This window comes from Chitinophaga sp. MM2321, assembly GCF_964033635.1.
In the GTDB taxonomy this organism is placed as follows: Bacteria; Bacteroidota; Bacteroidia; order Chitinophagales; family Chitinophagaceae; genus Chitinophaga.
The window spans coordinates 5,309,800-5,335,000 of the sequence record NZ_OZ035533.1; the positions used below are offsets into that span (position 1 = coordinate 5,309,800).

Sequence of the window (25,201 nt, forward strand, 5' to 3'; positions counted from 1 at the left end):
GTGATAAAAAATCTGAATAATAGAATAGCCGTCTCCTTTATCCGGAAACGGCTATTCTGTTATTAAAACATCTATCCTACTACAGTGCTGCTACCTTAAAAAGCCTTGTCTGACCGGCTTTAAAAGGGCAGGCTATATTGGTACCACTACCTTCCCAGTTGTCAAAAAGATCCTGCACTTTCACCTTACCCGGCCAGGTGATCGTTATTGTACTATCCTGCTCAGCGGTGGAGGTGATGGCAACAAGTTCTTTGCTGGCATGTACAAAGCTGTTTACCGGCCCATAGCAATGAACACCCGCCTCCTGTAACCATTTCCGCAGGAATGGCACATCAAGGTAAGGAGGAACACCACACCAGATCAGTTTGCCTCCATTGGCTAATGCCCGCTCTGCTCCGGCAGTTTTACCATCTTTATATTTTAGCCAGCCTTCTCCGTTAACATAGCCCCGTGGACGGATCACCTCCGCTGGCGCCCCTGCGGCAACGGGGAAACTACAAAGCATTTCGCCATTGGGCAGGAATGCCTCTGCTGATCCTGCTACATCTTCTATCTTCACAGGTAAACCGGTTAACTGCGCGGTGGCCGATGTATTCCACTTCCCGGTAACGGGATCTATAAGACCTGTGGCGCCTATCAGGATGATGGTTCTGTTACCTTTGCTGATCAGTGTTTTAAGTTTTGCGATGTCTTCCTTTTTTGCAGCGGGAGAGAAAGCAACCACCACCACCTTAATCCGATCAGGTAATTTATTGGCATCGGAAAGCAGCCACACGCCTAAAGGAGCCCCGGTTCTGGCCAGGGCGCTCATCATGAAATGGTGACTATACAGCGGGTATTTACTTGTTGCCGTAAATGAGCCGAAACTATTATCATCTACCATAAAGGCCACCTGTTCTGTCGGTGTTCTATCGAATCCGGTGTTGCCCGCGTGAAGCCGTATCTGCCTGGCAAATTCTTCCTGCAATGCTTTGTCATAATGCCAGGTAGGATAAAGCGAGAACCACTGTCTTGAAGCACCATGTACTGCATCATTGGCCAGCACCCTTCTGTGCATGGATATTGCCGCTCCACGGGGGTCGTTATGATCGTATTCCGTATACCAGGAATCATTGTGCAACCAGCTGAAAAGATCATCTTCGTTGTTGTATAATTTACCCGCCGCCTGAATGCTTGCAGTAGCGGAAGTATAGGTGTCATAACCGTTACCGGTCAGTTTTCTGAAGGTATGCAGCGGGATACCGGTAATGTAATCAATATCAGGGTTATCAAGGATCTCGCGCAAGGCGAAATTACCGGAGGTACTTTGTCTTGCTTCACCCGCACACTGGATGACGTAGCCATACAAAATGCCCACCAGGCTTCTCTGCTGCGTTTCTTCTTTAATAACGTGCGAAAAATAATTGATCGTTTCAGCGGTCAATAGGGAGTAGTAGCTGTCGTATGCGGCAGCCCATCTGCCTTCTTCGGTATCGGGGAAAACATCGCGACCTCCCTGTGCACGGATGGCAGGATCTGGTATTCGTGTAAACCCATAGCCATTTTTCCGGCACCACTGTGCGAATGCATTTTCGTTCACATTACTGTAATCTGCAAACTGGTTATCGTTACATGCCCAGGCAAACCATTCTTCTGTTACTTCACCCGATGGAAAAAAGCTCACAACACGTTCCGCCCAGGGTTGCCGTTTAACGTAGCGGATCAGCTCCCGCAGTACCTCTGCCTGCTGCTGACGCCATGCGGTACTGGCTAGTGATGGTCCGATAGTACCTGTTTCTTCCCAAACAATATCCCCATTCTTCGTGCGCACTGTTGCCCTGGCATCGGGATGCTCATCAAACCAGAAAGGAGGAAGACAAAGCGAAACACGCAATACGATATTTGCATCAGGATTGGCACTCAGGGCCATGCAAACGCGTTGTTCCAATTCTCCAAAATCATAATCGTTTCCACCATACCAGGTGGGCGAAGCTACCTGGTGTATATGCCTGCCGGCAGCAACCGGTATATAGAACAGATTTGCGCCGGAACGGCCAAACTCGTTCACAGAGCCGGGTACAAAGTTATAGGTCGCGTAGCCGCTCCAGTTGTACGGAGTCCCGTTCTTAAAAAAAGTAGGACGGCCATTGTAATTACGACGTTCCATTTTAGGTAGTGCGGTAGCTTTACTTCCTGTTATTTTTATGGCGGCTTCTTTTCCTTCAACCCTGTAACCATTGGCTACAAGTCCTACCGTTACATCGCCGGAAGCCAGGTACCACGGCATCTTACGTACCACTTCACCGTTACCATTATTTTCAAGCGCGGTCTTTTCTTCGGCTGTAAGTCTTATACGCCAGATCACCCACCTGCTATGCCGTACTTCAATATCTAATGGACCTGCTCCTGTGCTGCCCTCTGTTTTTATATGGAAGCGTATTTCTTTTCCGGCTTCTGCATGCGGAGGGGAAGTGATCGAAAGCGTTTTTAATCCGGCTGCATAAGGATAATAAATTTGTAGTTCCCTGCAATAAAGATCATATGTTTTATCATCACTGATATCAGCAGCCTGTAACCACAATTCCGTTGACAACATCGTGATCTGCTTTTCTTCCCCACTCCGGAGTACTTCCCTGGAAGTGCCTGCCGCCAGTGTAATATCCGTTTTGCCACCATTAAAAACGATCAGCGTATACTTCTCGGGTTTAACACGGGTTTCATATTTAAACCGGAGTGTAGCACCTGCTGTACTCCCTGCTTTCCTGTTGAACTGCCAGTTTACCCATTTATGCTTTCCTCTTTTCACCTCCCGCAACTCATTAAGATGAAAGGCATTGTTCCTTGTGATCACATCATTGTCAATAAAGACAGTAGACAGGCTGGTAAAGCCGGCCGGTTTGTATACCCTTGGCATGGAGTAACTGTCATAGGGATCGTCTGTCCTGTCTGTTGCATGCGCCGGGAGTATATATAGTGTAGCCATCATCAGGGCTACCGTCCATAACGATCTGAAGGAAAAGGTTATCATATCTGTTTTCATATTAATCACGGTTTCCGTTTGTTTAAAATCAGACAGCGCATCATTTTGCTGTCGCTGTTACCAGATTTATTCCAAATATGCCTACGTTGGCATCAGGCGAGTTGAGTGCGATATCAAATTTTTCAAGCTCGCGCCGGGGATCTGCTTTTATAGCAAATGCTGCCACATGTTTTGCAAATTCCAGTTTGCGAATCGTTACATGCTTTGCAAAAGGCAGCATCATACAGTCAATATTGTCACCGTAAATGAGTGGAACATTTTCTGTAAAACCATCCTTATAGTGTAGTGCTACCACACCTATTGGCATATCTGTCAGTCTTACCTGGCATTCGGCTGCTACAAGAAATTCCAGCCCTGCTATTTTTTTACTGACATTAAATGTGGTTCTTTCCGGCCGTGCAGAGAGTATCAGTTTATTGGTGTAACCATCTGAAGCGCCCACTTCCAGTACCAGCATGTTCTGCCCGTTGGTCTTTACCCGGAAGCGGAAATCACCTACGGTCAATTGTCCGTTATTGTTGGTTGTATCTTTCAACATACCGGAGAAATCAAATGTATGTTGTCCCAGCCGCCAGAAATTCTTACCAAGAATAAAATCACTGTTGAATTGTTTATCCAGGGAGATATTTTCCCGGATACCTTTCAATGTAATCCGTTCTGCAGGCTGTTGTACGTTATTGCCAAAATCGAGTTCACAGGGGGTTAATCCATTATTACCGGCCAGGAAGAACACCTTCCTGCCACTGTGTTTGGCAGGTATGCCGCTGAACTGTCTACCATCTATGCGAAAAGAACTAAAAACCCGTTGGGGGTCTTTTATACTGTAGCCATCGCCGGGCAGCGTCCAGGAAACGCGGTCGCCGGCTACTTGTGTGGGGGGCTGCCAGCTGCTTTCCTTTTTAAACTGAATTGTAAAGGTATGCTGCGTAGCAGGTGGCAATATTATTTCCACTTCTCCACCAATGGTACCAGAGATAATACGGTAAGCGATCCCTTTGCCGCCGGCCATTACGCTGTGTACCACCTTACCTTCCAATGGTATGTTACAAACAAGGCCCTGTGGTTGCGAACATTTCAATTCATACATGCGGCGCTGTCCTTTTGAAGCAACGGACATCACAATATCTTTTACACGCAGGCTGGCGTTATCCCATGTTGCCGGGATAGCCGGCCGCCAGTGTAAAGGCTTATCCATTGGTTGCCGTTGCAACCCAAAAAGGTCGCTGATCAATGCCCTGGCGTACATGGCAGCGGGGTTGCTGAATGCATAATCGGGTAATCCCCAGCCTGTGTTTGAATTAAATTCCGGAAAGCTGCCGGGGGAATCTGTCAGTATAGTAGCTCCCAACGCAGTACCATGTAGCAGCGCCCATCCTTTTTGTAAGCGTCCTGCGCTGAAATAAGCAGCAGCAGCTTCCGCCATCTGCGTGGGCTTCACAGCGTTATTGCCAAAGAGATCCGGTTTGTAATTCCCCGCTCTCATCAGGTGATCGTTTATCCAAAGACGTTGGTCGCATGCCAATAAAGACAACCAGTTGTATTCCGCAGGTGTTCCTGCATAAAGTTGTGCGAATACAAAATCAGTATAATAACTGGCTTGCTGTACCAATCCGTCTGGTGTAACTGACGCCGCAAACCGGCCCTCTGCGGGTATCCACAAGCGCCTTATTATTTCACTGCGTGCATGTTCCAGTTGTTTTGTCCAGATGTTTGCACGGGCGGTATCCTGCTGTTGTAACGCCATCTCTTTCATCATGGTGAGCAAACCGCAAAACATCAAACTGGGCGAAGCCGCTTCACCTATCAGCTGCAGGTGATCTGCCTGGTACAGGAAAGCATTACAACCGTAATGCCAGTTCAATAATCCGTTGCCTTCCGGGTCTCTGACCTGGGCCATCGTTTCAAAATTGCGACGGGTACCTTCCCAAACCTTTGCCAGGGTTGCGTTGTCGCCTGTTGCTTTCCAGTATTGCCACAGTTGCAGAATATAATATGGTAACCCTTCTTCCGACCGCGTTTCTGTATCCTTATTACGTGTTCCGTCTGCATTGAATACATAGCCGGGGCCTTCTTCCCGGTCACCAAAATAAAGGACCGCCTCTTTTGCACGCTCCATCTGTCCAAGGCTGATAGCCGCCGATATGTGGTAGTTATTGGAAAAATAGGAATTCCATTCATGAATGCCTTCCAGCCAGCCCGGTGCAGCATAAGTATAATCCATGTTCAGGATAGATGCATAGAAACCGGCGTTCAATACGCTATCCGGTGTTTGGATCTCGTAGTCATCCAACAAGTCATTGTAATATTGTTTCGCTGCGGTAATAAGTGGATCGGTTACTTTTGCATCCGCACTTTTCCCTTCTCCTTCTTCACCTTTACGCAACAATAACCGCATGGTTGATGTTCCGGGAAGAAGCTCTTTACTAAAAACCGCGCGCTGTTTTATATCCGCCGTATTTTTTATGATGCGCAAATGATTGTTGCCATCACATGTTGCAACAGCACCGTATTTAACCGCAGGGTCTTTCAGATAGGCGCTCTTTCCATGCAATCGAAGTATATCATTCTCTTCTTCACCTGGTGCAATCGTAAAATATTCGGGAAAGAAATTAATAAATTTCAGGTCTGCGCCTCCTACTGTAATGGCTATTTGTGCATCTGCCGGTAACTGTTTGGATGCAGTAGTAGTAACGGTAACGGCTATAGCGTTATTTTCAACAAGGAGCCCTTCCACTTCAACCGTCAATCCACTTTCCGCAATTGTTACTTTATGCACTGTGCCCCAGGGATAAAACCGTACGGTGGTTTCTCCCTGCTCATCCAGCCAGTAACTTTTCCCGGCTACGGTATAGCTGATCCTTACATCTCCCAGCATATTAAAATGTGGGTTCAGTTCGGGGATGCGATCTGTTTGCACAAGCGAAAACCTGGGAAGGTCGCCGCTTACAAACCAGGCGGGATTCCTTCGCACCACCCAGTTAAAGTGCCAGGGGCCACTGCGGGACAAATCCCGGGCCTGATGCACCTCCAGGTATGTCTGCCACCACATGGCGCCGGCAGCCGGCCATACTTCATATTTACGCCCCTTCCAGCTGCCTTCATAAATGCCTTTCCCTTCTACAATAGTATACGCTGGTTGCCGGGCAGGTGCGCTGAAAAAATGGCCCTGCTGCTGCTGCGCCCAAGTCACCATATAACAACAGACAGCCGCTATCAGGCCAATTATCGATCTGAACATAAATGCTATTTGTATTTAGATGATCCCGGTATGCACATACCGGAAATACGTGTTGCTCTTACCACCCTGGATTTTGTACAAACAAAGGCATGGTAATTATTTCGGTTGAAGGGATAGGGAAGACATGAAACTTTTCAGCCCATGACTGCCGCCTGTCTACAACAATCCGTTTACCGGCAAATGAATTGGCCGCTACTTTGGTCCATTGCATACCTGTTGTGAGCTTGTCTGTCTGATCCAGAATTTTCCAGCGGCGTACATCCCAGAAACGGTTCTCTTCAAACGCGAGTTCTACCCGGCGTTCATTCCGCACGCGTTGCCGGAATTGCTCTTTCGTCAATCCGCTAAGTGGTGGCATACTTACGCTGGGCCTTGATCGTATTGCATTAACAGCATCATAGGCTTCGGGGGTAGTGCCATAGGCTTCATTTAACGCTTCTGCATAATTGAGATAAATTTCTGCCAACCGGTACCTTCTCCATTTGGCACTGCTTCCCTGATCATTCCGCAAAGAAGCATCAATAAATTTATGTAGATAATAACCGTTGTGGGTATGTTTCCGGTCATTGTTCCGTATACCGTCAGTGCCGTCTACATGGGATTCTATGTAATGAGGAACACCGTTAATCGTACCATAATAAGCATTGTTATAGAACACGGTGGCATAAAAGCGTGGATCCCTGTTCACATAGGGATCGGTTTCATCATATCCCGAAGCCGTATTGATTACCGGATGCAAATGATCTGCATCCGCATAGCCGGTAATGGGTGGCTGCCCGTTCTTCATTTCATAAGCATCTACCAGTTCCTGCGAAGGAGTGGAACCTCCTTTGTACGGCGAAATGGACGGGATCCCATTGAAATTGGTCAGGGCATCCATTACATCCGAGTTTTTCAGTTGCAGGATCGTTTCTTTATCAGCAGGATTGGCGCCCAGATCAGGTGTAGTGAGGAAGTAGTTCCGATAATCACTTGCCAGCATAAACCCGTTGCCGGTGAGCGCGTCAAGTGCTTCTTTGGAGAGCGTTGCCGCCTGTTGCCATTTTTCAACATTATTATCAGGGTTCCATAAAGGACTGGCATTAAATAATGTTGCTTCAGACATGATAGCATAAGCTACTGCTTTTGTAAAACGACTCCTGTCTGTTTCGCCGGTGGTTATTCTCCAGGGCAATTGCGGTTCGGCAATCGCTTCCTTGCAGTCCTTTACAATAAACTGTACACAATCATTGAATGCATCGCGTTTCAGGTTTACAAAATCTGCTGTAAGGTCAAATGGTTTATCTACAACCGGCATTCCACCATACATTTTAATCAGCTCCCAGTAATAATAGGCGCGCAGTACTTTAGCTTCGGCCTTCCACCTGGCGGCATCTGCCGGATTCGTAACCTTTGCATTATCTATATTAGCGAGGAATACATTGCACTTTCTGATGCCCTGCCATGCAGTACCGTAATAATTACCATTGTCATCTCCACGGTTATTGCCCAGTGGATTATTGCTTGGGGTCAATGTTCCTTTGTACCAGGCCGTAGCTGTCAGGTTTTCAGTTGGATCATCACTATCATGCGCCTCATCAGAGAGCGCCGCCAGGAACATAAAGTGGAAATAGCGTATGCCGTATTTCTGTAAAAAAGCGTAGCAGGAATTGAGATAGGCGCCGGTCTGATCATTGTCACTGAAAACATCTTTCAGCGTAGTTCTGCCATCAGGTGTTATATCCAGGGGATCTTTCCCGCAGCCTCCGGCGATAATTATAATGAATGAGATGATAAATATTTTCTTGATCATAATAAATTGCCTTAAATATTAAAAAACTACGTTCACACCAAAATTGAATGTCTTAATAATTGGATAGCTGAGCGGACTGGATACTTCAGGATCAAAGTCCCCGTTTCTCATTTTAGTCCAGGTGTAGAGGTTCAGTCCATTGGCATAAAAGCGTATTCGCTGCGAACCTATTTTATTGCTCCAGCGTACCGGCAAAGTGTAACCCAGCTCAACATTTTTCAGCCGGACATAAGTGGTATTCTCCACAAAGAAGGAATTAACGGTTGATTCACTGTAAGAAATGGAAGTAGACAATGCAGGGAAGTCAATAGGCAATCCTGCTGCTGCGCGTTCTTCCGTCCATGCATTGAACATCCTGCTCCGGTAGGATGTCAGGGTACCACTGTTTTCATATACACCAACATTTGCAAACAAATTAGATACCCTGGAAACTCCCTGAAAGAGGACAGAGACATCAAAGTTTTTATAGCTCACATTAAATGCACTGCCAAAAGTATATTGCGGAACGCTGGTAAATCCAATGGGAGCCTGATCACGTTCGTCAACGATCTTATCGCCGTTAGCATCTTTAAATTTCAGGTCGCCGGGCCGGGGTTGTGTTCCTACAAAAGTAAGTTCCGACTTTGTAATCTCTTCCTGGCTGCCCCAGTAACCATCTGTTATCATTCCAAAAAACTGACCATATGCATAACCTGTTTGCCGGTATGGATACGCATAATCATCTGTGCGTCTTGCTTCATCCATAAACTCTACTTTGTTTATCGCATGGTTGAAATTCAGTTTCGCCAATACAAAAAGGTCCTTGTTAATAGTCTTGTTATAATTCAGTTCTATCTCATAGCCATGGTTCTTCATCCGGCCAAGGTTCACGGGAGGCAGCGCACCCGGGAAACCGTTCACCATCGGTACTGTCTGCCGGTTGATCATCATATCGTTTCTGCTCTCCCGGTATACATCTACAGTGAGTACAAACTGGTTAAATAATCCCAGTTCCATACCTACGTTTGTTTTCTTTGATATCTCCCATCTGAGATCGGGGTTGCCCAATGAATTTTCATTAACGGTTTGTCCTTTCCCTACGTTACCACTGTAACCACCACCGCCTATCTGCACATTATCCAGGTACAGGAATCTCCTGCCTCCCAGCCGGTCGTTACCTACCAATCCGTAAGAGCCTCTTAATTTCAGCAGGCTGAGTACCTTGTTACCTTGCAGGAAAAGCTCATCAGATATCAGCCAGCCGGCTGAAAAGGATGGAAAGAACCCATACCGGTGTCCTTTGGCAAATTGCTCGGAGCCGTTGTAACCGGCATTTATCTCCGCAAAATATTTATTATCATAAGCATAGGTAGCACGTCCTGCAACCCCTCTCAGGTTATAGGGAAGCCTGTCGTTGGGGCGTATACGTTGGTCCTGCTGTGCCAGCAGTAATCCTGTAAATGTATGTTTAGTGCCGAAGGTGCGGTTGTAGTTGATGAAAAGTTGCGAGTTGGTATAGGACTCAAAACGGCTGGCGGTAGAAGTAACGAGGTTGGTATTTTCCTTTTCATTGAATCGCCGATAGGCGATGGTATCTCCCTGTGTAACCTGTTCCCATCGCTGGTAATCACGGTTTGCCAGTAATGAATATACCGTACGGCTGTCGAAAGACATCATGAATTTTACAGATAATCCCGGCGTAATAACTTTCAGGTCCTGCTGCATACCAAAGGAGGCCATGATATTACTCCTTGTTTCCTGCAGATAACCGGTACGGTTGATCTCCGCATAAGCGGGATAGATCTGACCACCACCGGTAAGGATCTGACCATCTGGTGTCAGAGGGCCGGCCTGCAACGGTGAAGTGTTCCAAATAGCTGCCAGCAGTACACTTCTGTCGGTATAATTGGCATTCACACCGGATACACTGGTAGCCGGGGAGTTTACTTTTTCCAGGTAACCGGCTACGTTCAGAAATGCCGTTAATGTTTTGGCTTTATTTAATGTAGCATCAATATTTGACCGAAAGTTATATCGTTTTAGGAATGCAGAAGGATCATAATCTTTCTTCTCCGATACTTTCCATTGTCCACCCTGTTGCAGATAACCGGCATTCACAAAATACCGCACAAAATTTCCACCACCAGACAGGTTAAGGTTATACCTGTTTTGAGTGACGTAGTCATTCAACAGTAATTTGGACCAGTTATTATTCGGATAATGCACGGGGTCATCCTGCAGTTTATAATGTTCCAGGGCGGCATCGGAGTAAAAAAAATTGGGGCCTAGTCCATCATTTACGCCGGCCTGGTTCCTCAATGTTGCAAAATCGTAGGCGCTTACCTGTGAGGGCGTGCGGGTAAATCCCTGCTGCCCTGTTTCAGCCGAGAAGCTGATCTCCGGCTTCTCTGACCGGCCCCTGCGAGTGGTGATGAGTATTACGCCGTTGGCACCTCTTACCCCAAACATGGCGGTGGAAGAGGCATCTTTTAAGATTGTAACATTATCCACTTCATTGGGATCGATATAGGTCAGTTCCCGCTCCACGCCATCTACCAGGATGAGTGGGTTTTGTCCGTTAATAGTGCCCTGACCACGCAGGAAGAGATTAACAGCATCCCTGCCAGGCTCTCCGGAGGTTTGTATCGCGGTAAGGCCCGGCAAACGGCCCGCCAGTGTAACGGCCAGGTTGGCTGCGGGACTTTGTTTTATTTCTTTTGTTTGTATAGAAGAAATGGCTCCTGTAATCGTCGCTTTCTTTTGCGTGCCGAAAGCCACTACCACCACTTCTCCCAGGTTGGCGGCATCTTGTTTTAATATGATGTCAAAGACCACATCCTTTGCTACCGGTATTTCCCGGGATACGTAGCCCATGAAAGAAAATACAAGCGTATCACCTGTGTTTGCAGATACACGGAAACGTCCGTCCGTATCTGTTGCAGCGCCTTTCCTAGTGCCTTTAACGGCAATACTTACCCCAGGTAAAGGATTTGCTTTTTCATCCGTTACGCTGCCGGTTATTTCTCCGGGTGGTCTGGCGGTTCTTTCCTGCGAAGTAGTATTGCCTCTCTTTTTCAGCAGGATTACTTCCTTGCTGATCGTGTAGGTAATGCCTGTACCTTTCAAGACGTGGTTCAGCACCTCTGACACGCTGGCCTGGTGCATATCCAGGCTAACCGGGGCATCATCTTTTAATAAGTTGTGGCTGTAGAAAACGGTCAATCCGGTTTGCTGTTCTATGGCTGTGAATACTTTTGATACAGGTATTTTATCTCCCTGTATAGTAACTACAGGTATCTTTTCTACCTGCGCCATTAAAACCTGACTGATAAACAAGCAGCATTGTATCATCAGCATTTGCCTGAGTAGCTTTACACAAAAGTTCCCCATACAAAAGCTTTTGGCTTTTATACTTTTTTTCATACCGTGGTTTATAATTGTTTATTAACTGATGTTCACATTAAAAGACGGGTGGATGTAAAAACGGGTGAATTGCCGGGCGTACTTTTTAAAAGTTTTTTTGGCAGGAAGGTGAATGACCACCCACTATTTAAGATGCAGGACGCCATCTTTAAAATAATAATCAATATCAGCGGTGGTTCTGAGGTTATCCAGAAAATCCGTTACCGGGCTATTACGGCGCAATAAGCCGCTCAGTTGCAGGTTGGCGGCAGCAGGATTGTCAAATACCACCTGTATATTATACCAGCGTTGTATGGTTATGGCAATTTCACGGATAGTTCTTTTCTTGAAATAATAGTGCCCCTGCATCCATGAAAGCTCAGTTCTTTCATCAAATTTATCCACTGTGATGTTGCCGGCAGGCAAGGCAATGCCCTGGTAACCGGGTCTTATTATTACCGGCCGGTCATCTTTTGTACTTACTGCCACACTTCCTTTTACCAAAGAAGTTTTCACCGGACCATCTTCATACGCATTCACATTAAACTCCGTTCCCAGCACCTTGATAGTCAATTGGGCCGTATGTACAATGAAAGGGCTTTCTGCATTTGCCGCTATCTTAAAATATGCTTCCCCATCCAGGTATACTTCCCGTTGCTTTTTCGGGAATGCGGAAGGGAAACGAAGATTGGATACAGCATTCAACCATACCTCCGTACCATCTGCCAGCTCAATACGATAATCATAACCGGCAGGAACTGTTAGTGTATTCATTTCCGTGCTAAGCGGATCACTGCTATTGAAACTAAATTTTTGCTGCGCGATATTTAACTGAAGACTCCCCACCTGCAATTGCTGATTAGCCCTTCCAGAGAGAGCCACTTCTTTTCCATTCCCCAAAGTCAGTTTAACGGCGGCTGTATCTGCAACCCGGTTAACTGACAGTGGCGCCGCTGCCGGGTGTTGCTGCCGGAAAAAATGCAGTCCTACTGTCAGCAACAAGAGTACAGAAGCCGCTATCAGCGATCCGTATATGGTTATACGGCGCAAAGGGGTAGCAGCTATCCCGCCATATTTCTTATCCCATTTTTGCCATGCCTTTTCCTCATCTATCTGTTGTAAGACCACACTGGATTCAGGGGTATCCATCCTGGAAACAATGTTCTCCCATAAGTCACGTACCCCCTCATCTTTTCTGATCAGCTCTTCCAGATACAGATCTTCCTCCCCGGAAATGGTTCCTACCAGTTTCTCCATCATTAGCCGGTCAATATGTTCTTTGTTGTATTCCATATGAGGTGAAAAGATCATTTTAGATGTAGTAACCGCTGACGCAAGGTACGTACTGCTATTCTTAAATGTGTTTTTACTGAATTAATACTGATCCCCATTTTTTCAGCTGCCTCCCTGTATTTTTTCTCCTGTAAAAATACAAGGTTAAAAGCTTCCATCCGCTGTGGGGGCAACTCACTGAGCGCAGCGTCAAAATCCTGTTTCATATCCTGCCAGGACATGCCATTATCCGGTACCATATATGCTTCTTCCAATACAGGTGCATGGTTCAGCGTAATCCGGTATTCATTTAACTGTTTTTGTTCATTCTTTTTCTTCTCGATCAGATCCAGGCATTTATTATTAACGGCCTTGTAAAGGTATGCCTTCAGCGAAGTATTTACTGAATGATACAGCTGGTTTTCCCATATCTTACCCAACAGCCCCTGTACCAGGTCTTCCGCCTCCATCTCATCGCCCAGCATATAATATGCTTTTACATACAAGAGCTTGTAGTATTTTTTAAAAATCTGCTCATAGGCACTTTTGGCATTGCCAGATTGCAATTCCGCCAGGAGGGCTATGTCATCTATTGGCTCATTCATGCTGAAGACATGTGGAATTTCTAATCAATTAATATAGCTGTATCGGTAAGCAACAACTGTCCATGTGCTTATCATATATTTCTTGTCTCCCTTAAAAACGGCACATTACATGACAAGAAAAAATTTCGGTTGAAAAATTAAGATAAAGCAAGAGAAGGATAATCCCATGCTGTACTGTCCTGCAGTAGCTTCCTGAAAACTGGTGAACAGGGCAGCATCTTATTTAAAATACCAAGACAATTAACATGTTTTTGTTTTAAATTCTATCTTGTAATAATTGTCAGTCATGAATAAAGGATTTATTTTTCTTTCAGTTTTAGTTTGTTTGGTTTTCATACAATGCGCCACTCCGCAGCTGCATAATACACAGGAAGCCCTGGTTACCAGGTCCGTCATTACGTCAACAAAAGGAATCTGTATCGGTAACAGCACCGTAGCTGCTTATCTTGGTGGCGCTGCCGTAGCTTCGCTTTTATTTACCGATGAAGAAATAGCAAAGGGATATTCCTGTCACTCTCTCGCCGTACCTGGTCATACTATTTATCAACAGCTAAATGCCTGGAAAGCCTACCAGGACAAGGACCAGGCCGATTGGATCATTATTGAAATAGGACTGAACGACTTAAAACCTACTGATGCACTTGATGCCACTCTTGACCGGTATCAAAAATTAATTGACACCATTAACTTAACCAAAAAAACCGGTGCAAAACTGTTGCTCGCCACCATGACGCCCTGCAAGCAAAGATTAATTAATATCTACAAAGAAAATGCAATGGTATCCTATAAAAAATGGATGGCTATGAACAATGCTATTATGGGGAAAGGTCCACATGCAATTACCGGAGTGGATCATAGATTTAACGGGCATACAATTATGCTTATGGATAAAGCAGGTAATCTGAAAGCGGAATACGAAGTGCCGGAAAAAGATCGTATACACGAAAACACAGCGGGGCGTTTGATCATTGCGAGCCATTGGCGGCTGGCGCTGGCGGCAGCAGGGTATTTGCCATAAATTGAATATTCAGTGAGTAACAAATTAGTTATTCATATGAGTAAACTCTTATTACTTCCCAATACAAAACTTACTAAAAATATAATCCAGTCTATCTTCATTCGTTACTTCACCAGTTATCTCCCCGAGATAGTGCAAACACCTGCGTATGTCCAGTGCCAGCAGATCTCCCGGCAAGCCGTTGTCCATGCCTTGTTTCACGTCGTGTAGTGATTTCAGTACTTCCTGTAAAGCGGTATGATGACGTGCATTGGTGATGATGGTATCTTCTGTATTGATATCTCCTGACAACACTTTGTGTACAAGTGCATCTTTGAGGTCCTGGATGTGGGCATGATTTTTTGCAGAGATAAAGAGCATGTCTGTGATGCCGGCAAACTTTATCTCAACAGTAGTTTCGCCAAGTATATCTGTTTTGTTGCCGACGAGCAAATAATTTATATTATCTGCTTTAAACGCGGCCACCTGATTACGTATATCCGTAGCAGTTAGTTCGTTCACATCAAAAAGATATACAACAACGCCGGCTTCTTTAATCTTCTCCATTGTTCTCTGTACCCCGATACTTTCTATGCTGTCCAGGCTTTCGCGGATGCCGGCAGTATCAATAAGGCGGAAGAGAATGCCTTCTATATTCAGGATCTCTTCGATGGTATCGCGGGTAGTGCCGGCGATCTCGCTGACGATAGCCCGGTTTTCGTTGAGCAGGGTATTCAGTAGCGTAGATTTCCCGGCGTTGGGCTTACCTACGATGGCGGTGTTAACTCCGTTTTTGATGACGTTCCCCATGCGGAAAGAATCTATCAGGTGTTGGAGCACACCGGTGGCATTGGTTACAAGGGCATATAAGCGGGTTCTATCGGCAAATTCCACATCTTCCTGGCTGAAGTCCAACTCCAGCTCTATCAGGGCGGAAAAGGTGATCAGCTGCTCCCGCAGGGCATGGAGTTCTTTGGAGAAGCCACCACGCATTTGTTGCATAGCGGTCTGATGTGAAGCGGCGGAGTTGCTGGCTATCAGGTCAGCTACTGATTCGGCCTGGGTAAGGTCCAGTTTCCCGTTCAGGAAGGCGCGCTGGGTGAATTCTCCCGGTTTGGCCAAACGGGCGCCGGCCTGTATGGTGGCGTCAATGATTTGTTGCTGGATATAGGGGGAGCCATGACAGGAGATCTCGATCACGTCTTCACCGGTATAGGAACGGGGGCCTTTATACAGGCTTACCACCACTTCGTCAATGAGTTTCCCGGCCGCTACGATGCTACCAAAATGAAGGGTATGACTGGCTTGCCGCTGCAGGTCCTTTGCGGGGAATAAGGCATTACAGATATCATAGGCGCGGTTGCCACTCAGCCTGATCACGGCAATAGCGCCTACACCTGCTGCAGTAGCCGGTGCTACGATGGTATCATCAAATCCTGTTAATTTTCCCAGCATACCTGTTTGTTAGTTTATATTCCAAAGGGCACAAATTTACGCACTATCCGCCCGATCACCAATAAATCAAAAGCCCCGTCTTAACTTTCGTTGAGACGGGGCTTTGAATATAAAGTTAAATACAGTACTACTCTTGCAAAGTAAAGCGGATCGGTAAGTTAAACTGTACAGAAACCTGGCGACCATTTTGTTTACCAGCTTTCCATTTAGGCATGGTTTTCACCACACGCACAGCTTCTTCTTCCAGGCCACCACCTTTTGCGGCGCCTACTGTTTTCACATCTTTAATGTTTCCTTCAGAATCTACCACAAACTGTACAAACACAGTACCGGAGATACCATTTTCCTGCGCTACGCGTGGATAACGGATGTTTTTGCTCAGATACTTGGCAAGTGCTTCCTCACCACCTGGGAAGGTAGGAGGCTGCTCTACGAAAGTGAAAATTTCTTCTTTTGCAGGAGCAGGAGGAGCTTCTACCACACCCGTACCTTTACTGTCTTCCAGCAATCCGGCGTCGATACCGTTCGGATCACCTTCCACAGTTTTGGTGCTGATGGATTTGTCTTTGATATCCTCGTGTTTTGGAGGTTCTTCTTCCGGTGGTACTTCATTATCCTTTTTGATCACCGGAGGAGTGAACTGTACTGACGGTTTTACCGGCGGCGGCGGTGCCGGCGGTGGTGGAGGTGGTGGTGGAGTCTTCGGATCATCCGGTAACTTCACATCCTCCATCTTGATTTCCTGGATAACAGGCTTTTTGAGATTATCTCCCTCTGAGGCTTTTACCCAGTTCGCTATGAGGTATGTCGCGAAGAAGACGAGAAACAGGGATACAGTGCCTAAAATGGCGTTCCGCACACGTTTATCATAATGCTTCCTCAGTTCATAAGCCCCATATTCCTTATTCCTGTTGTCAAACAGGATATCCAGAAAATCGGACTTTAAGACTTTAGCTGAATCCATTGTTAATGTTTTATGATGGATGCAAAAAATTAATTAATTCCACAAGACTATTTAGCACTATTAGCAGTTTCTGTCTGCTTAATCCAGGTTTTATCCTGATCGCTGATATCAACAGTAGCGTAACGTTGGATACGGTTGATAGCCATTTCGTCCAGAATATCCACAAAGTTCATATAAGTAGCGTCGTTATCCGCTTTTATAATCACAACCACGTCTTCGGGTTCGCCTTTTGCATTCCTCAGTTTGGCTACTTCGTCCCGCTTTTTGATGATCTCATCTCTGATACCTCCTTTGGCGGCAAAACTGGTTGCTTTAAAGAAGTCCGGATCTGCAGATGCATTCGGGTCTTGTGCTAAACCTGCGTAATAATACACTCGATTGTCTTTTCCGAGTAAAATGGTCAAAGCAGTACTTTCTTTTACTTTGTTCTGCTCCTTCTCATTCTCGGTATCTTTTGGCATGATCAAGTCCATTGTTTTGGGCTTGGACATGGTAGTGGTAAGCATGAAGAAGGTGATCAACAGAAAACCTAAATCCACCATGGGCGTCATATCCACACGGGTAGAATGTTTCTTCGATTTCGTACCTCCGTGTTTCCCTTTCCCACCACTACTACTGGTATCCATTTCTGCCATAGTAGCCAATTTTTTTTAGTTCTTAAATCAGCGGCCTTCCACGTCAGGAAGCAATTGCCACCGTTTACTTCTTCGCCGGAGCATGTTCCTCTTCGTACGCTGCCGTACCCGGAGGCGCTGCCTTCAGATTAGTCACCAGGTTCAGTTTCTGAATATGCTTCTTTTTGAAAGTATCCAGAATCTCCTTGATCTTAGGATAAGGAGTAGCGTTGTCAGCCTTGATACAATACTTCAGTTTATTGAAGTTGCCACCTTGTGCTGCCATACCATACTCAATCCAGGCGGCTAATTCGTTATTCGCAGAATCCGTAGGAATGCCTTTATCAAGACCTGCTGTTTTACGCTCCGCCTCTCCCATAGAGAGGTAAGTCTTCAGATCTTTAATCGGTGTACCAACGCTGGCACCTGTTACAAAGTTTTTAACTTCCTTGTCAGTCAGTCCCAGTTTATACTGCGTGTTCAGATCTTCGATCAGCTTTTTTCTTTTAGGCTGGCCATCCATGCTGAAAAACACTCTTCCGTCTTTATCTACTGTGAATAACAACACATCAGAATCAGGCAAAAGGGTCGTGTTAATAGAGGACGGGGTAACTACCGTTACCGGTTCATCCGGTTTGAACTTAGTTGCCAGCATAAAGAAAGTTAATAGCAGAAAAGCCACATCACACATTGCTGTCATGTCAACTAGCGTGCTTTTCCTTGGCATTTTAACTTTTGGCATCTTTACTCTTTTTTATGGTTTACTTTAAATAGATTCAAAACCGCTGATATTCCACAAAACTATTTGTGATTTGCAGCAAAGCTCTGTGTCAAAGTAAAGCCAGATTCGTCAATAGCATAAGTGATGCTATCGATATTGGTAGTAAAGTAGTTGTACATGATGATAGCGATAGCAGATGTACCGATACCCAGTGCAGTGTTGATCAATGCTTCAGAGATACCTAACGCCAGCTGTGCAGAATCTGGTGCACCACCGGAAGACATCGCCGCAAACGCCTTGATCATACCTAATACTGTTCCGAACAGACCCAACAGGGTTGCTACTGATGCAATAGTAGATAAGAATACCAGGTTCTTTTCCATCATTGGCAGTTCCAGTGCTGTTGTTTCTTCAATTTCGTTCTTGATACTAACTACTTTCTGCTCTACATCCAACTCAGTATTGGAAATCATTTCCTTATACTTTTTCAGACCAGCTTTCAGTACATTTCCTACAGAACCTTTCTGTTTGTCACACTCAGCCAAAGCCGCGTCAACGTTTTTGTTTGCCAGGTGATACTGTACTTTACGTACCAGTTCAGAACCGCTGAATTTACCTTTTGCTTTTGCCAGGTAAAGGAAACGCTCAATTACGAAAGTCAGACAGATCAGCAATACAGAAATCAGAACAGGTACTACTAAACCACCCTTGTAAATGGTACCTAACCATTTTCCAATACCAGAATCAATCGGATGCCCGTCTGGATTATTACCCTGGAAGTTGGCTGGATTACCTAATACAAAAAAGAAAAACAGAAACCCTGCTACTAAGCAGATCGGTACAGCCAAGCCTGCGAACAGGTTGGATGACTTTTTAGGTTGATGAGAAGAAGCCTTAGCTGTAGCTGCAGTCACAGTTGTTTTAGTCTCAGCCATGTTGATTGAAATTTTAGTGTTAAAAATTAAACTATTGTTTGTTAGAAGTTACTAATTACAATTTTACCCTGGAATGCCTCGCAGCACTCAATTTACTGTTTAATCAGTGATTCGCAAAGTTATAAGGTTGACCCAAAAAAACAAGTGCAGCCCAAAAAAACCCACAAAAATTAACCTTCACACACAAAAGCCCCTTCACAGGGCTTTTTAACCGCTTGTTTTTTATAGAGCAAACACTTAAACCAGCAAATAACCAAAATTTCAGTCGTCTTTTAACTGTTACTGTCCCAAAGATTGAAAGCGTTTAATTTTTTTCAAAGTTGGACGCACAATTTAAGAAAATTTTCAAATGTTCCAACAGAAATCTTACAAATCTGAGAACTTATTTATTTCCGCGCCAGTCAAGAGTTTGAGACGAAGCTAATTGCTTTTAGCTATTCATTCATCCCATATTTTCTATTACTCCTAACACCAAACGCAATACCGTTGAGGATATTATCTCCCCCTCTTCTCTCTATCTATATAAATATATTATGTACTATAATAATTAATATTTACATAAAAAGTTGTCTTCACAATTAATGTTTAAACGCACACATCCAGCCCGCTCCCGCTATTTTTCCATTCCTACACCCATTAATACGCCTATGGATTTTCCTGATAAGTTAATACTTTATATACTTACTTGCAAAGCGTTTACAAAAAAAACATTCTGCAACTTATCTAAACCTGTCAAAAGAAACAATGCACAAATCTATCCCTCATAAACTGATGATAGCCATGGCAGCCGCAATATGCCTGAGTTCAACAGTTTACAATTCTGCCAATGCACAACGGAAAAAAAATTCCAGCACCCCTCCTGTTACTACCTCCGCTGCGAAAGATTCTACCGGTAAACCTCCCATGATCAAACCAGGACCCAAGCCCGGCGTTAAACCATTTGCTGATGTAATCACCAATAAAGCGAAAGCTGATTCCGGTTTATTCAACATCTACAAACAGGACGATCGCTACTTCTTTGAAATACATGATTCCCTCCTCAGCAGGGATGTACTGGTAGTGAACCGCATCTCCAAATCAGCCGCAGGACTGCGTGTACGGATGATGGGCTTCAGCGGTGATATCATCGGCGAAAATGTAATCCGCTTTGAAAAAGGCCCCAACGATCGCATCTTTCTGAAAAACATCTCTTACGCCGACGTTTCAAAGGACTCCTCACAGCCCATGTTTACCGCTGTGATGAATTCTAATCTCCAACCCATCGTTGCTGCTTTCGATATTAAAGCATTCTCCAAAGACAGCTCCGGTAGCATCATAGACCTTACGGAATACATCAGCGGCGATAATGATATCCTCTTCTTCGACGGCGGATTAAAAATGATGATGAAACTGGGCTCCGTACAACCGGATAAATCCTACATTTCCGATGTAGTATCCTACCCGATGAATACAGAAATTAAAACAGTTAAAACATATACCAAATCAGGACAATCACTGCCCGGTGCACCACCTTCCGGCGGCGGATTCGCCACTGTAGAACTCAACAGCTCCATCGTATTGCTGCCCAAAGTACCCATGGAACCCCGCTACTTCGATCCGCGCGTAGGCTACTTCACCACCGGCGTAACCGACTTTGACGCCGATCCCCAGGGTGTGAAAAAATTGCAGATGATCACCCGCTGGCGCCTCGAACCCAAAGCGGAAGACATGGAAAAATATAAACGCGGCGAACTGGTGGAACCTAAAAAACCTATCGTGTTTTATATCGATCCTGCCACCCCCGAAAAATGGCGGCAGTACCTGATCCTGGGCGTTAACGACTGGCAGCAGGCATTTGAAAAAGCCGGTTTTAAAAATGCCATCATCGCAAAAATGGCGCCTACCAAAGCAGAAGATTCTACCTGGTCTATTGAAGATGCCCGGTTCTCTGCCATCGTATACAAACCATCCGAAGTACCCAATGCCAGCGGTCCTCATATCCATGATCCCCGCTCCGGTGAAATCCTGGAAAGCCATATCAACTGGTACCACAACGTGATGCGTTTACTACGCAACTGGTACTTCATTCAGGCCGCTCCCAACGATCCCCGGGCCCGCAATATGCAATTCAGTGATGAGCTGATGGGCGACCTGATCCGCTTTGTGTCTTCACATGAAGTAGGTCATACCCTCGGTCTGCGCCATAACTTCGGCTCCAGCTCTGCCTATCCGGTTGAAAAACTGCGCGATAAAGAATGGGTGAAGAGCAACGGCCATGCCGCTTCTATCATGGATTATGCCCGCTTCAACTATGTAGCGCAACCAGGTGACGGTATCACCGGCGCCGACCTTTATCCCCGTATTAACTTCTACGATAAATGGGCGATTGAATGGGGCTACAGCTTACTCCCGGATGCTAAAGATGCCAAAGCCGAACAAGCCATCCTGAACAAATGGGTGATAAGCAGACTAAAGCTTAAAAAATACTGGTTCGGAACAGAAACGAATCCGGATGATCCAAGATCACAAAACGAAGACCTGGGCGACAACGCCATGAAAGCCAGTGGCTACGGCATCAAAAACCTGCAGTTTATGATGCCTAACCTCCTCGCATGGACCAAGGTAGAAAATGAAGGTTACGCCAACCTTGCGGAACTGTACGGGGAACTGGCCGGTCAATTCAGCCGCTATATGGGTCATGTGGCGAAAAACGTGGGTGGTATTTATGAAACCCCTAAAACCGTAGAACAGCCGGGTGCTGTTTATGAATACGTTCCGAAAAGCATACAGAAAGAAGCCGTTCAGTTTCTCAACCAGCAACTGTTTACCACACCCAAATGGCTGATAAACCAGGATCTGCTGAGTCGTATCGGGATGAATGGCATCACCCTGATTAGCTCCCGCCAGACACCCATACTGGAAAGGATCATGAGCGTCAGAACCCTCAACAAACTGATTGCCGGGGAAGCCGCACTGGGCGCAGCCAATGCCTACCAGGCCAATCAATTACTGAGTGACCTGAAAAAGGGCATCTTCACAGAAATTTATACACACAAACCCATAGATGTTTATCGCAGAAACCTGCAACGTACTTATGTGGAAAACCTGTCAAAACTGGTTGCCCCTCCGGCGCCCACGGGTTCGATGTCATTCGGTTCCTCGCAAACCGATGCCAGCATGTCAGATGCCGCCGGTATCGGCCGTGCGCAGCTCACTGCATTAAGAGCAGACCTGCGCGCAGCAGCAGGTAGCGGTGATACCATGACCCGCTATCATATCCAGGATATGATAGCACGCATCACGATGGTACTCGATCCGAAGTAACGTATAAGTACAAACGAAGAAATCCGCTCCCTTCCCGGTTATTCCGGGAAGGGAGTTTTCATTCCAGTCAACCGGATCTTATTCTGTATTATTACAGAAATTGCTTAATATATTTGCATGACTAAAACACAGCCTCAAAAGTGAAAGAGCGTACTAACAAGATAACGATATACGATATTGCTCAACAACTAAACCTGTCTGCGTCCACGGTATCAAGAGCTTTACAGAATAATCCGCTTATCAATGAAGAAACGCGGGTAAAAGTACAGCATGCCGCCACAGAAATGGGCTATGTTCCTAACTGGATTGCCTCCAGCCTGCGCAAGAAACGTTCAAACATCATTGGCCTGATCGTACCCCGCACTTCCATGTACTTTCAGAGTACGGCTATCAGCGGCATTCAGCATGAAGCACATAAGTACGGCTTCAGCATCGTCATTGGCCAGACAGATGAAACCGTAGCCATGGAAAAAGAACTGGTACATACCTTCTACTCCTTGCGTGTAGACGGCCTGCTGGCAGTAGCTTCCATGTTTACCACCAATTTCGATCACTTCAGCCCGTTTATAAAAAACAATATTCCCCTGGTGTTTTATGATCGCGTTCCCAACGATTTCCAGGGTTATACCATCACCGGTGATGATTTCAGGGGCGGATTTCTCGCTACAGAACACCTGATCCGGCAAGGCTGCAAACGTATTGCGCATTTCTCCGGATTATTAACGTGTAACCTTTACCAGCAAAGACTTGCAGGTTACAAGGAAGCATTGGCGAAATACGACATTCCTTACGATGAGCAGCTGGTCTACATCCATAATCTTACCATGGATGCGGCCTCGCAGGCAGCACGGGAAGTATTTGACAAAGGAGAACTTCCGGATGGTATGTTTACCGCCAATGACAGTTCTGCAGTAGCCTTTATCCAGGAAGCCAGGAAAAGGAATGTGGCAGTACCGGAACAAATTAAGGTGGTAGGATATTCAAATGACCTCTCTTCCCGCATCATTACGCCTACCCTGACCACTATTGAGCAATCGGGCTATAATATGGGCCAGAAAGCCGTAGAAACGATCGTACAGCTCATCAACCAGGAAGAAGGGATTAAAGTGACTAAAAACTTCATATTTCCGGTTGAATTGATCCAGCGGGAATCCACCACGGTAAAAAAACTGTAATGGCTGTTCTTTTCGTATGTACCATAGCATTATTATGAATTAACCTACAATTTTTATGAAACATCACTTTTATGCCGGTATCCTGTTATCGGGTGCAGTAGCCATATCTTCCTGTAATAAGCATATATATGTTCCCAATACAGTTAATGCGCCATTATTGAAGGAGAAACACGAATTTAAAGGCAGTATTTCTCCAACCAATCTCCAGGCAGCATTTGCCATTACAGACAATATCGCCATTATGGCCAACGGGCAATATGTATACCGCTTCAAATTTGCTGATGATAATAATAATGATAACGACGTATTTGTTGATAATAATACCCGCGGCGGTGTGGTAGAAGGCGCGGTCGGTTTTTTCAAACCGCTCGATCCTAAAAAAAGAATGGTGTTTGATGTGTATGCCGGCTTTGGAGCAGGTCACTTTAAAACGTTGGCATCGCAAAGCAACAGTACTACAGGCACTAACGTAAACGACTATCTGTTAAAGAACCAGTTCTCGAAAGTTTTCATACAACCCAGCATAGGCTTTGTGCATCCCGTTTTCGAGGCCGCATTTACGAGTCGTTTTTCATTGCTGAATTTCTACAATACCTATCTTGGCTCAAAGGCTTTTGAAAATGATGCTACAGGCAAAGAGAATTTTATGCGCATCAGCGATAAGCCGGTCGCATTTTATGAACCTGGTTTTACTTTCCGGGTGGGATATAAATATGTGAAGTTCCAGATGCAGTTACTGGTATCAGTACCGCTCAATGATAATACCTATAACGGATCAGATATTAATCAGTACTTCCAGCCGGTAGCATTTGGCATGGGAGCATCTGTAAATATTGCTCATTGGTATGATAATTTCAGGAAGAGATAATAGCAGATAATAAAAGACCTTTGATATTTTAGGGAGATGAAGATCCGGGATTAAAGCCCGGATTTTTTATTTTAGGGAGATGATAAACGGATAAGGAAATAAAGATCCGGTTTATTAGAAACAGGATGTGTATAAAAACAAGAAAGCCTTAGTGAATAAACACTAAGGCTTTCTTAATAAATATGGCAGCTACCTACTCTCCCGCATGATATTGCAGTACCATCGGCCATGAGGGGCTTAACTTCTCTGTTCGGAATGGGAAGAGGTGAACACCCTCGGCATAACCACCATAAGAACTTGGTTGCCGTAGCTATAGTGTCACTAGATCTGTTAGATCAGTTTGCTATACCTATCTGAGTCTGTTACTTTGCAGCCACGTGTACTCCGGCAATAAATAAAATAACATATTGGGAAAGTCATATACAGACTGCTGTTACCAGCAAGTAATAAAAGAAAAAAATTAAAGCTTACGGGCAATTAGTATTACTCGGCTGCGATGTTACCACCCTTACACCTGTAACCTATCAACGTCGTAGTCTCCGACGGCCCTTAAAAGTAAACTCATCTTGAAGCAGGTTTCACGCTTAGATGCTTTCAGCGTTTATCCTGTCCGTACATAGCTACTCTGCACTGCACCTGGCGGCACAACAGATACACCAGCGGTACGTACGACCCGGTCCTCTCGTACTAAGGTCATGTCCTCTCAATTTACTAACGATCACAACAGATAGGGACCGAACTGTCTTGCGACGTTCTGAACCCAGTTCACGTGCCACTTTAATCGGCGAACAGCCGAACCCTTGGGACCTTCTCCAGCCCCAGGATGTGACGAACCGACATCGAGGTGCCAAACCTCACCGTC

Annotated in this window: 15 protein-coding genes and 2 rRNA genes (1 of these 17 cut by a window edge); 4 read left to right on the forward strand and 13 right to left on the reverse strand. The window is 45.4% G+C overall.

Annotation, left to right across the window (positions count from 1 at the left end; genetic code table 11):
• Positions 1-79: 79 nt before the first annotated feature.
• The 6 genes from ABQ275_RS20635 to ABQ275_RS20660 all read right to left on the reverse strand — a co-directional run bounded on the left by ABQ275_RS20635 (position 80) and on the right by ABQ275_RS20660 (position 13,307).
• Complete coding sequence (locus tag ABQ275_RS20635) at positions 80-3,019, reverse strand: hypothetical protein (protein ID WP_349315046.1); 2,940 nt, start codon at positions 3,017-3,019, stop codon at positions 80-82.
• Positions 3,020-3,059: 40 nt separating this feature from the next.
• Entirely contained in the window at positions 3,060-6,257 is a 3,198-nt protein-coding gene (locus ABQ275_RS20640; RefSeq protein WP_349315047.1) for a GH116 family glycosyl hydrolase, read from the reverse strand.
• Between the two features lie 58 nt (positions 6,258-6,315).
• Entirely contained in the window at positions 6,316-8,049 is a 1,734-nt protein-coding gene (locus ABQ275_RS20645) for a RagB/SusD family nutrient uptake outer membrane protein (RefSeq protein WP_349315048.1), read from the reverse strand.
• An 18-nt stretch (positions 8,050-8,067) separates the two neighbouring features.
• Entirely contained in the window at positions 8,068-11,418 is a 3,351-nt protein-coding gene (locus tag ABQ275_RS20650) for a TonB-dependent receptor (protein WP_349315049.1), read from the reverse strand.
• 156 nt (positions 11,419-11,574) lie between these two features.
• Positions 11,575-12,723, reverse strand: coding sequence for a FecR domain-containing protein (locus tag ABQ275_RS20655; RefSeq protein ID WP_349315050.1), 1,149 nt, complete (start codon positions 12,721-12,723; stop codon positions 11,575-11,577).
• Between the two features lie 14 nt (positions 12,724-12,737).
• Positions 12,738-13,307 (reverse strand): sigma-70 family RNA polymerase sigma factor, encoded by a 570-nt coding sequence (locus tag ABQ275_RS20660; protein ID WP_349315051.1) that lies wholly within the window; start codon positions 13,305-13,307, stop codon positions 12,738-12,740.
• Between the two features lie 286 nt (positions 13,308-13,593).
• Between ABQ275_RS20660 and ABQ275_RS20665 the strand changes: the two genes are divergently transcribed.
• The gene (locus ABQ275_RS20665) at positions 13,594-14,325 is read left to right on the forward strand and encodes an SGNH/GDSL hydrolase family protein (protein WP_349315052.1); all 732 of its coding nucleotides are present in this window, start codon (positions 13,594-13,596) and stop codon (positions 14,323-14,325) included.
• 51 nt (positions 14,326-14,376) lie between these two features.
• Here the strand turns inward: ABQ275_RS20665 and mnmE are convergent, their stop codons facing one another.
• The 5 genes from mnmE to ABQ275_RS20690 all read right to left on the reverse strand — a co-directional run bounded on the left by mnmE (position 14,377) and on the right by ABQ275_RS20690 (position 18,993).
• On the reverse strand, positions 14,377-15,759 hold the full coding sequence (mnmE, locus tag ABQ275_RS20670) for a tRNA uridine-5-carboxymethylaminomethyl(34) synthesis GTPase MnmE (protein ID WP_349315053.1): 1,383 nt from the start codon (positions 15,757-15,759) through the stop codon (positions 14,377-14,379).
• A 127-nt stretch (positions 15,760-15,886) separates the two neighbouring features.
• Entirely contained in the window at positions 15,887-16,723 is an 837-nt protein-coding gene (locus ABQ275_RS20675) for an energy transducer TonB (protein WP_349315054.1), read from the reverse strand.
• Between the two features lie 47 nt (positions 16,724-16,770).
• The gene (locus ABQ275_RS20680) at positions 16,771-17,358 is read right to left on the reverse strand and encodes a biopolymer transporter ExbD (RefSeq protein ID WP_349315055.1); all 588 of its coding nucleotides are present in this window, start codon (positions 17,356-17,358) and stop codon (positions 16,771-16,773) included.
• Between the two features lie 64 nt (positions 17,359-17,422).
• Positions 17,423-18,079 carry a biopolymer transporter ExbD gene (locus ABQ275_RS20685; protein ID WP_349315056.1) on the reverse strand — a complete coding sequence of 219 codons (657 nt, stop codon included), beginning with the start codon at positions 18,077-18,079 and terminating at the stop codon, positions 17,423-17,425.
• A 59-nt stretch (positions 18,080-18,138) separates the two neighbouring features.
• Positions 18,139-18,993: a MotA/TolQ/ExbB proton channel family protein gene (locus tag ABQ275_RS20690; RefSeq protein ID WP_349315057.1), complete on the reverse strand. Its 855-nt coding sequence runs from the start codon at positions 18,991-18,993 to the stop codon at positions 18,139-18,141.
• A gap of 744 nt (positions 18,994-19,737) precedes the next feature.
• Between ABQ275_RS20690 and ABQ275_RS20695 the strand changes: the two genes are divergently transcribed.
• The 3 genes from ABQ275_RS20695 (at position 19,738) to ABQ275_RS20705 (ending at position 24,339) form a co-directional block, all read left to right on the forward strand.
• On the forward strand, positions 19,738-22,296 hold the full coding sequence (locus ABQ275_RS20695) for a zinc-dependent metalloprotease (protein WP_349315058.1): 2,559 nt from the start codon (positions 19,738-19,740) through the stop codon (positions 22,294-22,296).
• Positions 22,297-22,436: 140 nt separating this feature from the next.
• Entirely contained in the window at positions 22,437-23,471 is a 1,035-nt protein-coding gene (locus ABQ275_RS20700; RefSeq protein ID WP_349315059.1) for a LacI family DNA-binding transcriptional regulator, read from the forward strand.
• Between the two features lie 55 nt (positions 23,472-23,526).
• Positions 23,527-24,339, forward strand: coding sequence for a hypothetical protein (locus tag ABQ275_RS20705; protein ID WP_349315060.1), 813 nt, complete (start codon positions 23,527-23,529; stop codon positions 24,337-24,339).
• A gap of 180 nt (positions 24,340-24,519) precedes the next feature.
• On the opposite strand, the gene rrf is transcribed toward ABQ275_RS20705, so the two are convergent.
• Both rrf and ABQ275_RS20715 read right to left on the reverse strand, forming a co-directional pair.
• Positions 24,520-24,631 (reverse strand): 5S ribosomal RNA (gene rrf, locus ABQ275_RS20710).
• Positions 24,632-24,796: 165 nt separating this feature from the next.
• Positions 24,797-25,201 (reverse strand): 23S ribosomal RNA (locus tag ABQ275_RS20715) (it continues 2,481 nt past the right edge of the window).

Excerpts from the sequence above, each read along its gene's own strand:
- ABQ275_RS20675 (WP_349315054.1), bottom strand. The coding sequence starts at position 16,723 with ATGGATTCAGCTAAAGTCTTAAAGTCCGATTTTCTGGATATCCTGTTT.
- mnmE (WP_349315053.1), bottom strand. The coding sequence starts at position 15,759 with ATGCTGGGAAAATTAACAGGATTTGATGATACCATCGTAGCACCGGCT.
- ABQ275_RS20705 (WP_349315060.1), top strand. The coding sequence starts at position 23,527 with ATGAAACATCACTTTTATGCCGGTATCCTGTTATCGGGTGCAGTAGCC.
- ABQ275_RS20655 (WP_349315050.1), bottom strand. The coding sequence starts at position 12,723 with ATGGAATACAACAAAGAACATATTGACCGGCTAATGATGGAGAAACTG.
- ABQ275_RS20695 (WP_349315058.1), top strand. The coding sequence starts at position 19,738 with ATGCACAAATCTATCCCTCATAAACTGATGATAGCCATGGCAGCCGCA.
- ABQ275_RS20685 (WP_349315056.1), bottom strand. The coding sequence starts at position 18,079 with ATGCCAAAAGTTAAAATGCCAAGGAAAAGCACGCTAGTTGACATGACA.
- ABQ275_RS20690 (WP_349315057.1), bottom strand. The coding sequence starts at position 18,993 with ATGGCTGAGACTAAAACAACTGTGACTGCAGCTACAGCTAAGGCTTCT.
- ABQ275_RS20645 (WP_349315048.1), bottom strand. The coding sequence starts at position 8,049 with ATGATCAAGAAAATATTTATCATCTCATTCATTATAATTATCGCCGGA.
- ABQ275_RS20665 (WP_349315052.1), top strand. The coding sequence starts at position 13,594 with ATGAATAAAGGATTTATTTTTCTTTCAGTTTTAGTTTGTTTGGTTTTC.
- ABQ275_RS20635 (WP_349315046.1), bottom strand. The coding sequence starts at position 3,019 with ATGAAAACAGATATGATAACCTTTTCCTTCAGATCGTTATGGACGGTA.
- ABQ275_RS20660 (WP_349315051.1), bottom strand. The coding sequence starts at position 13,307 with ATGAATGAGCCAATAGATGACATAGCCCTCCTGGCGGAATTGCAATCT.
- ABQ275_RS20650 (WP_349315049.1), bottom strand. The coding sequence starts at position 11,418 with ATGGGGAACTTTTGTGTAAAGCTACTCAGGCAAATGCTGATGATACAA.
- ABQ275_RS20680 (WP_349315055.1), bottom strand. The coding sequence starts at position 17,358 with ATGGCAGAAATGGATACCAGTAGTAGTGGTGGGAAAGGGAAACACGGA.
- ABQ275_RS20640 (WP_349315047.1), bottom strand. The coding sequence starts at position 6,257 with ATGTTCAGATCGATAATTGGCCTGATAGCGGCTGTCTGTTGTTATATG.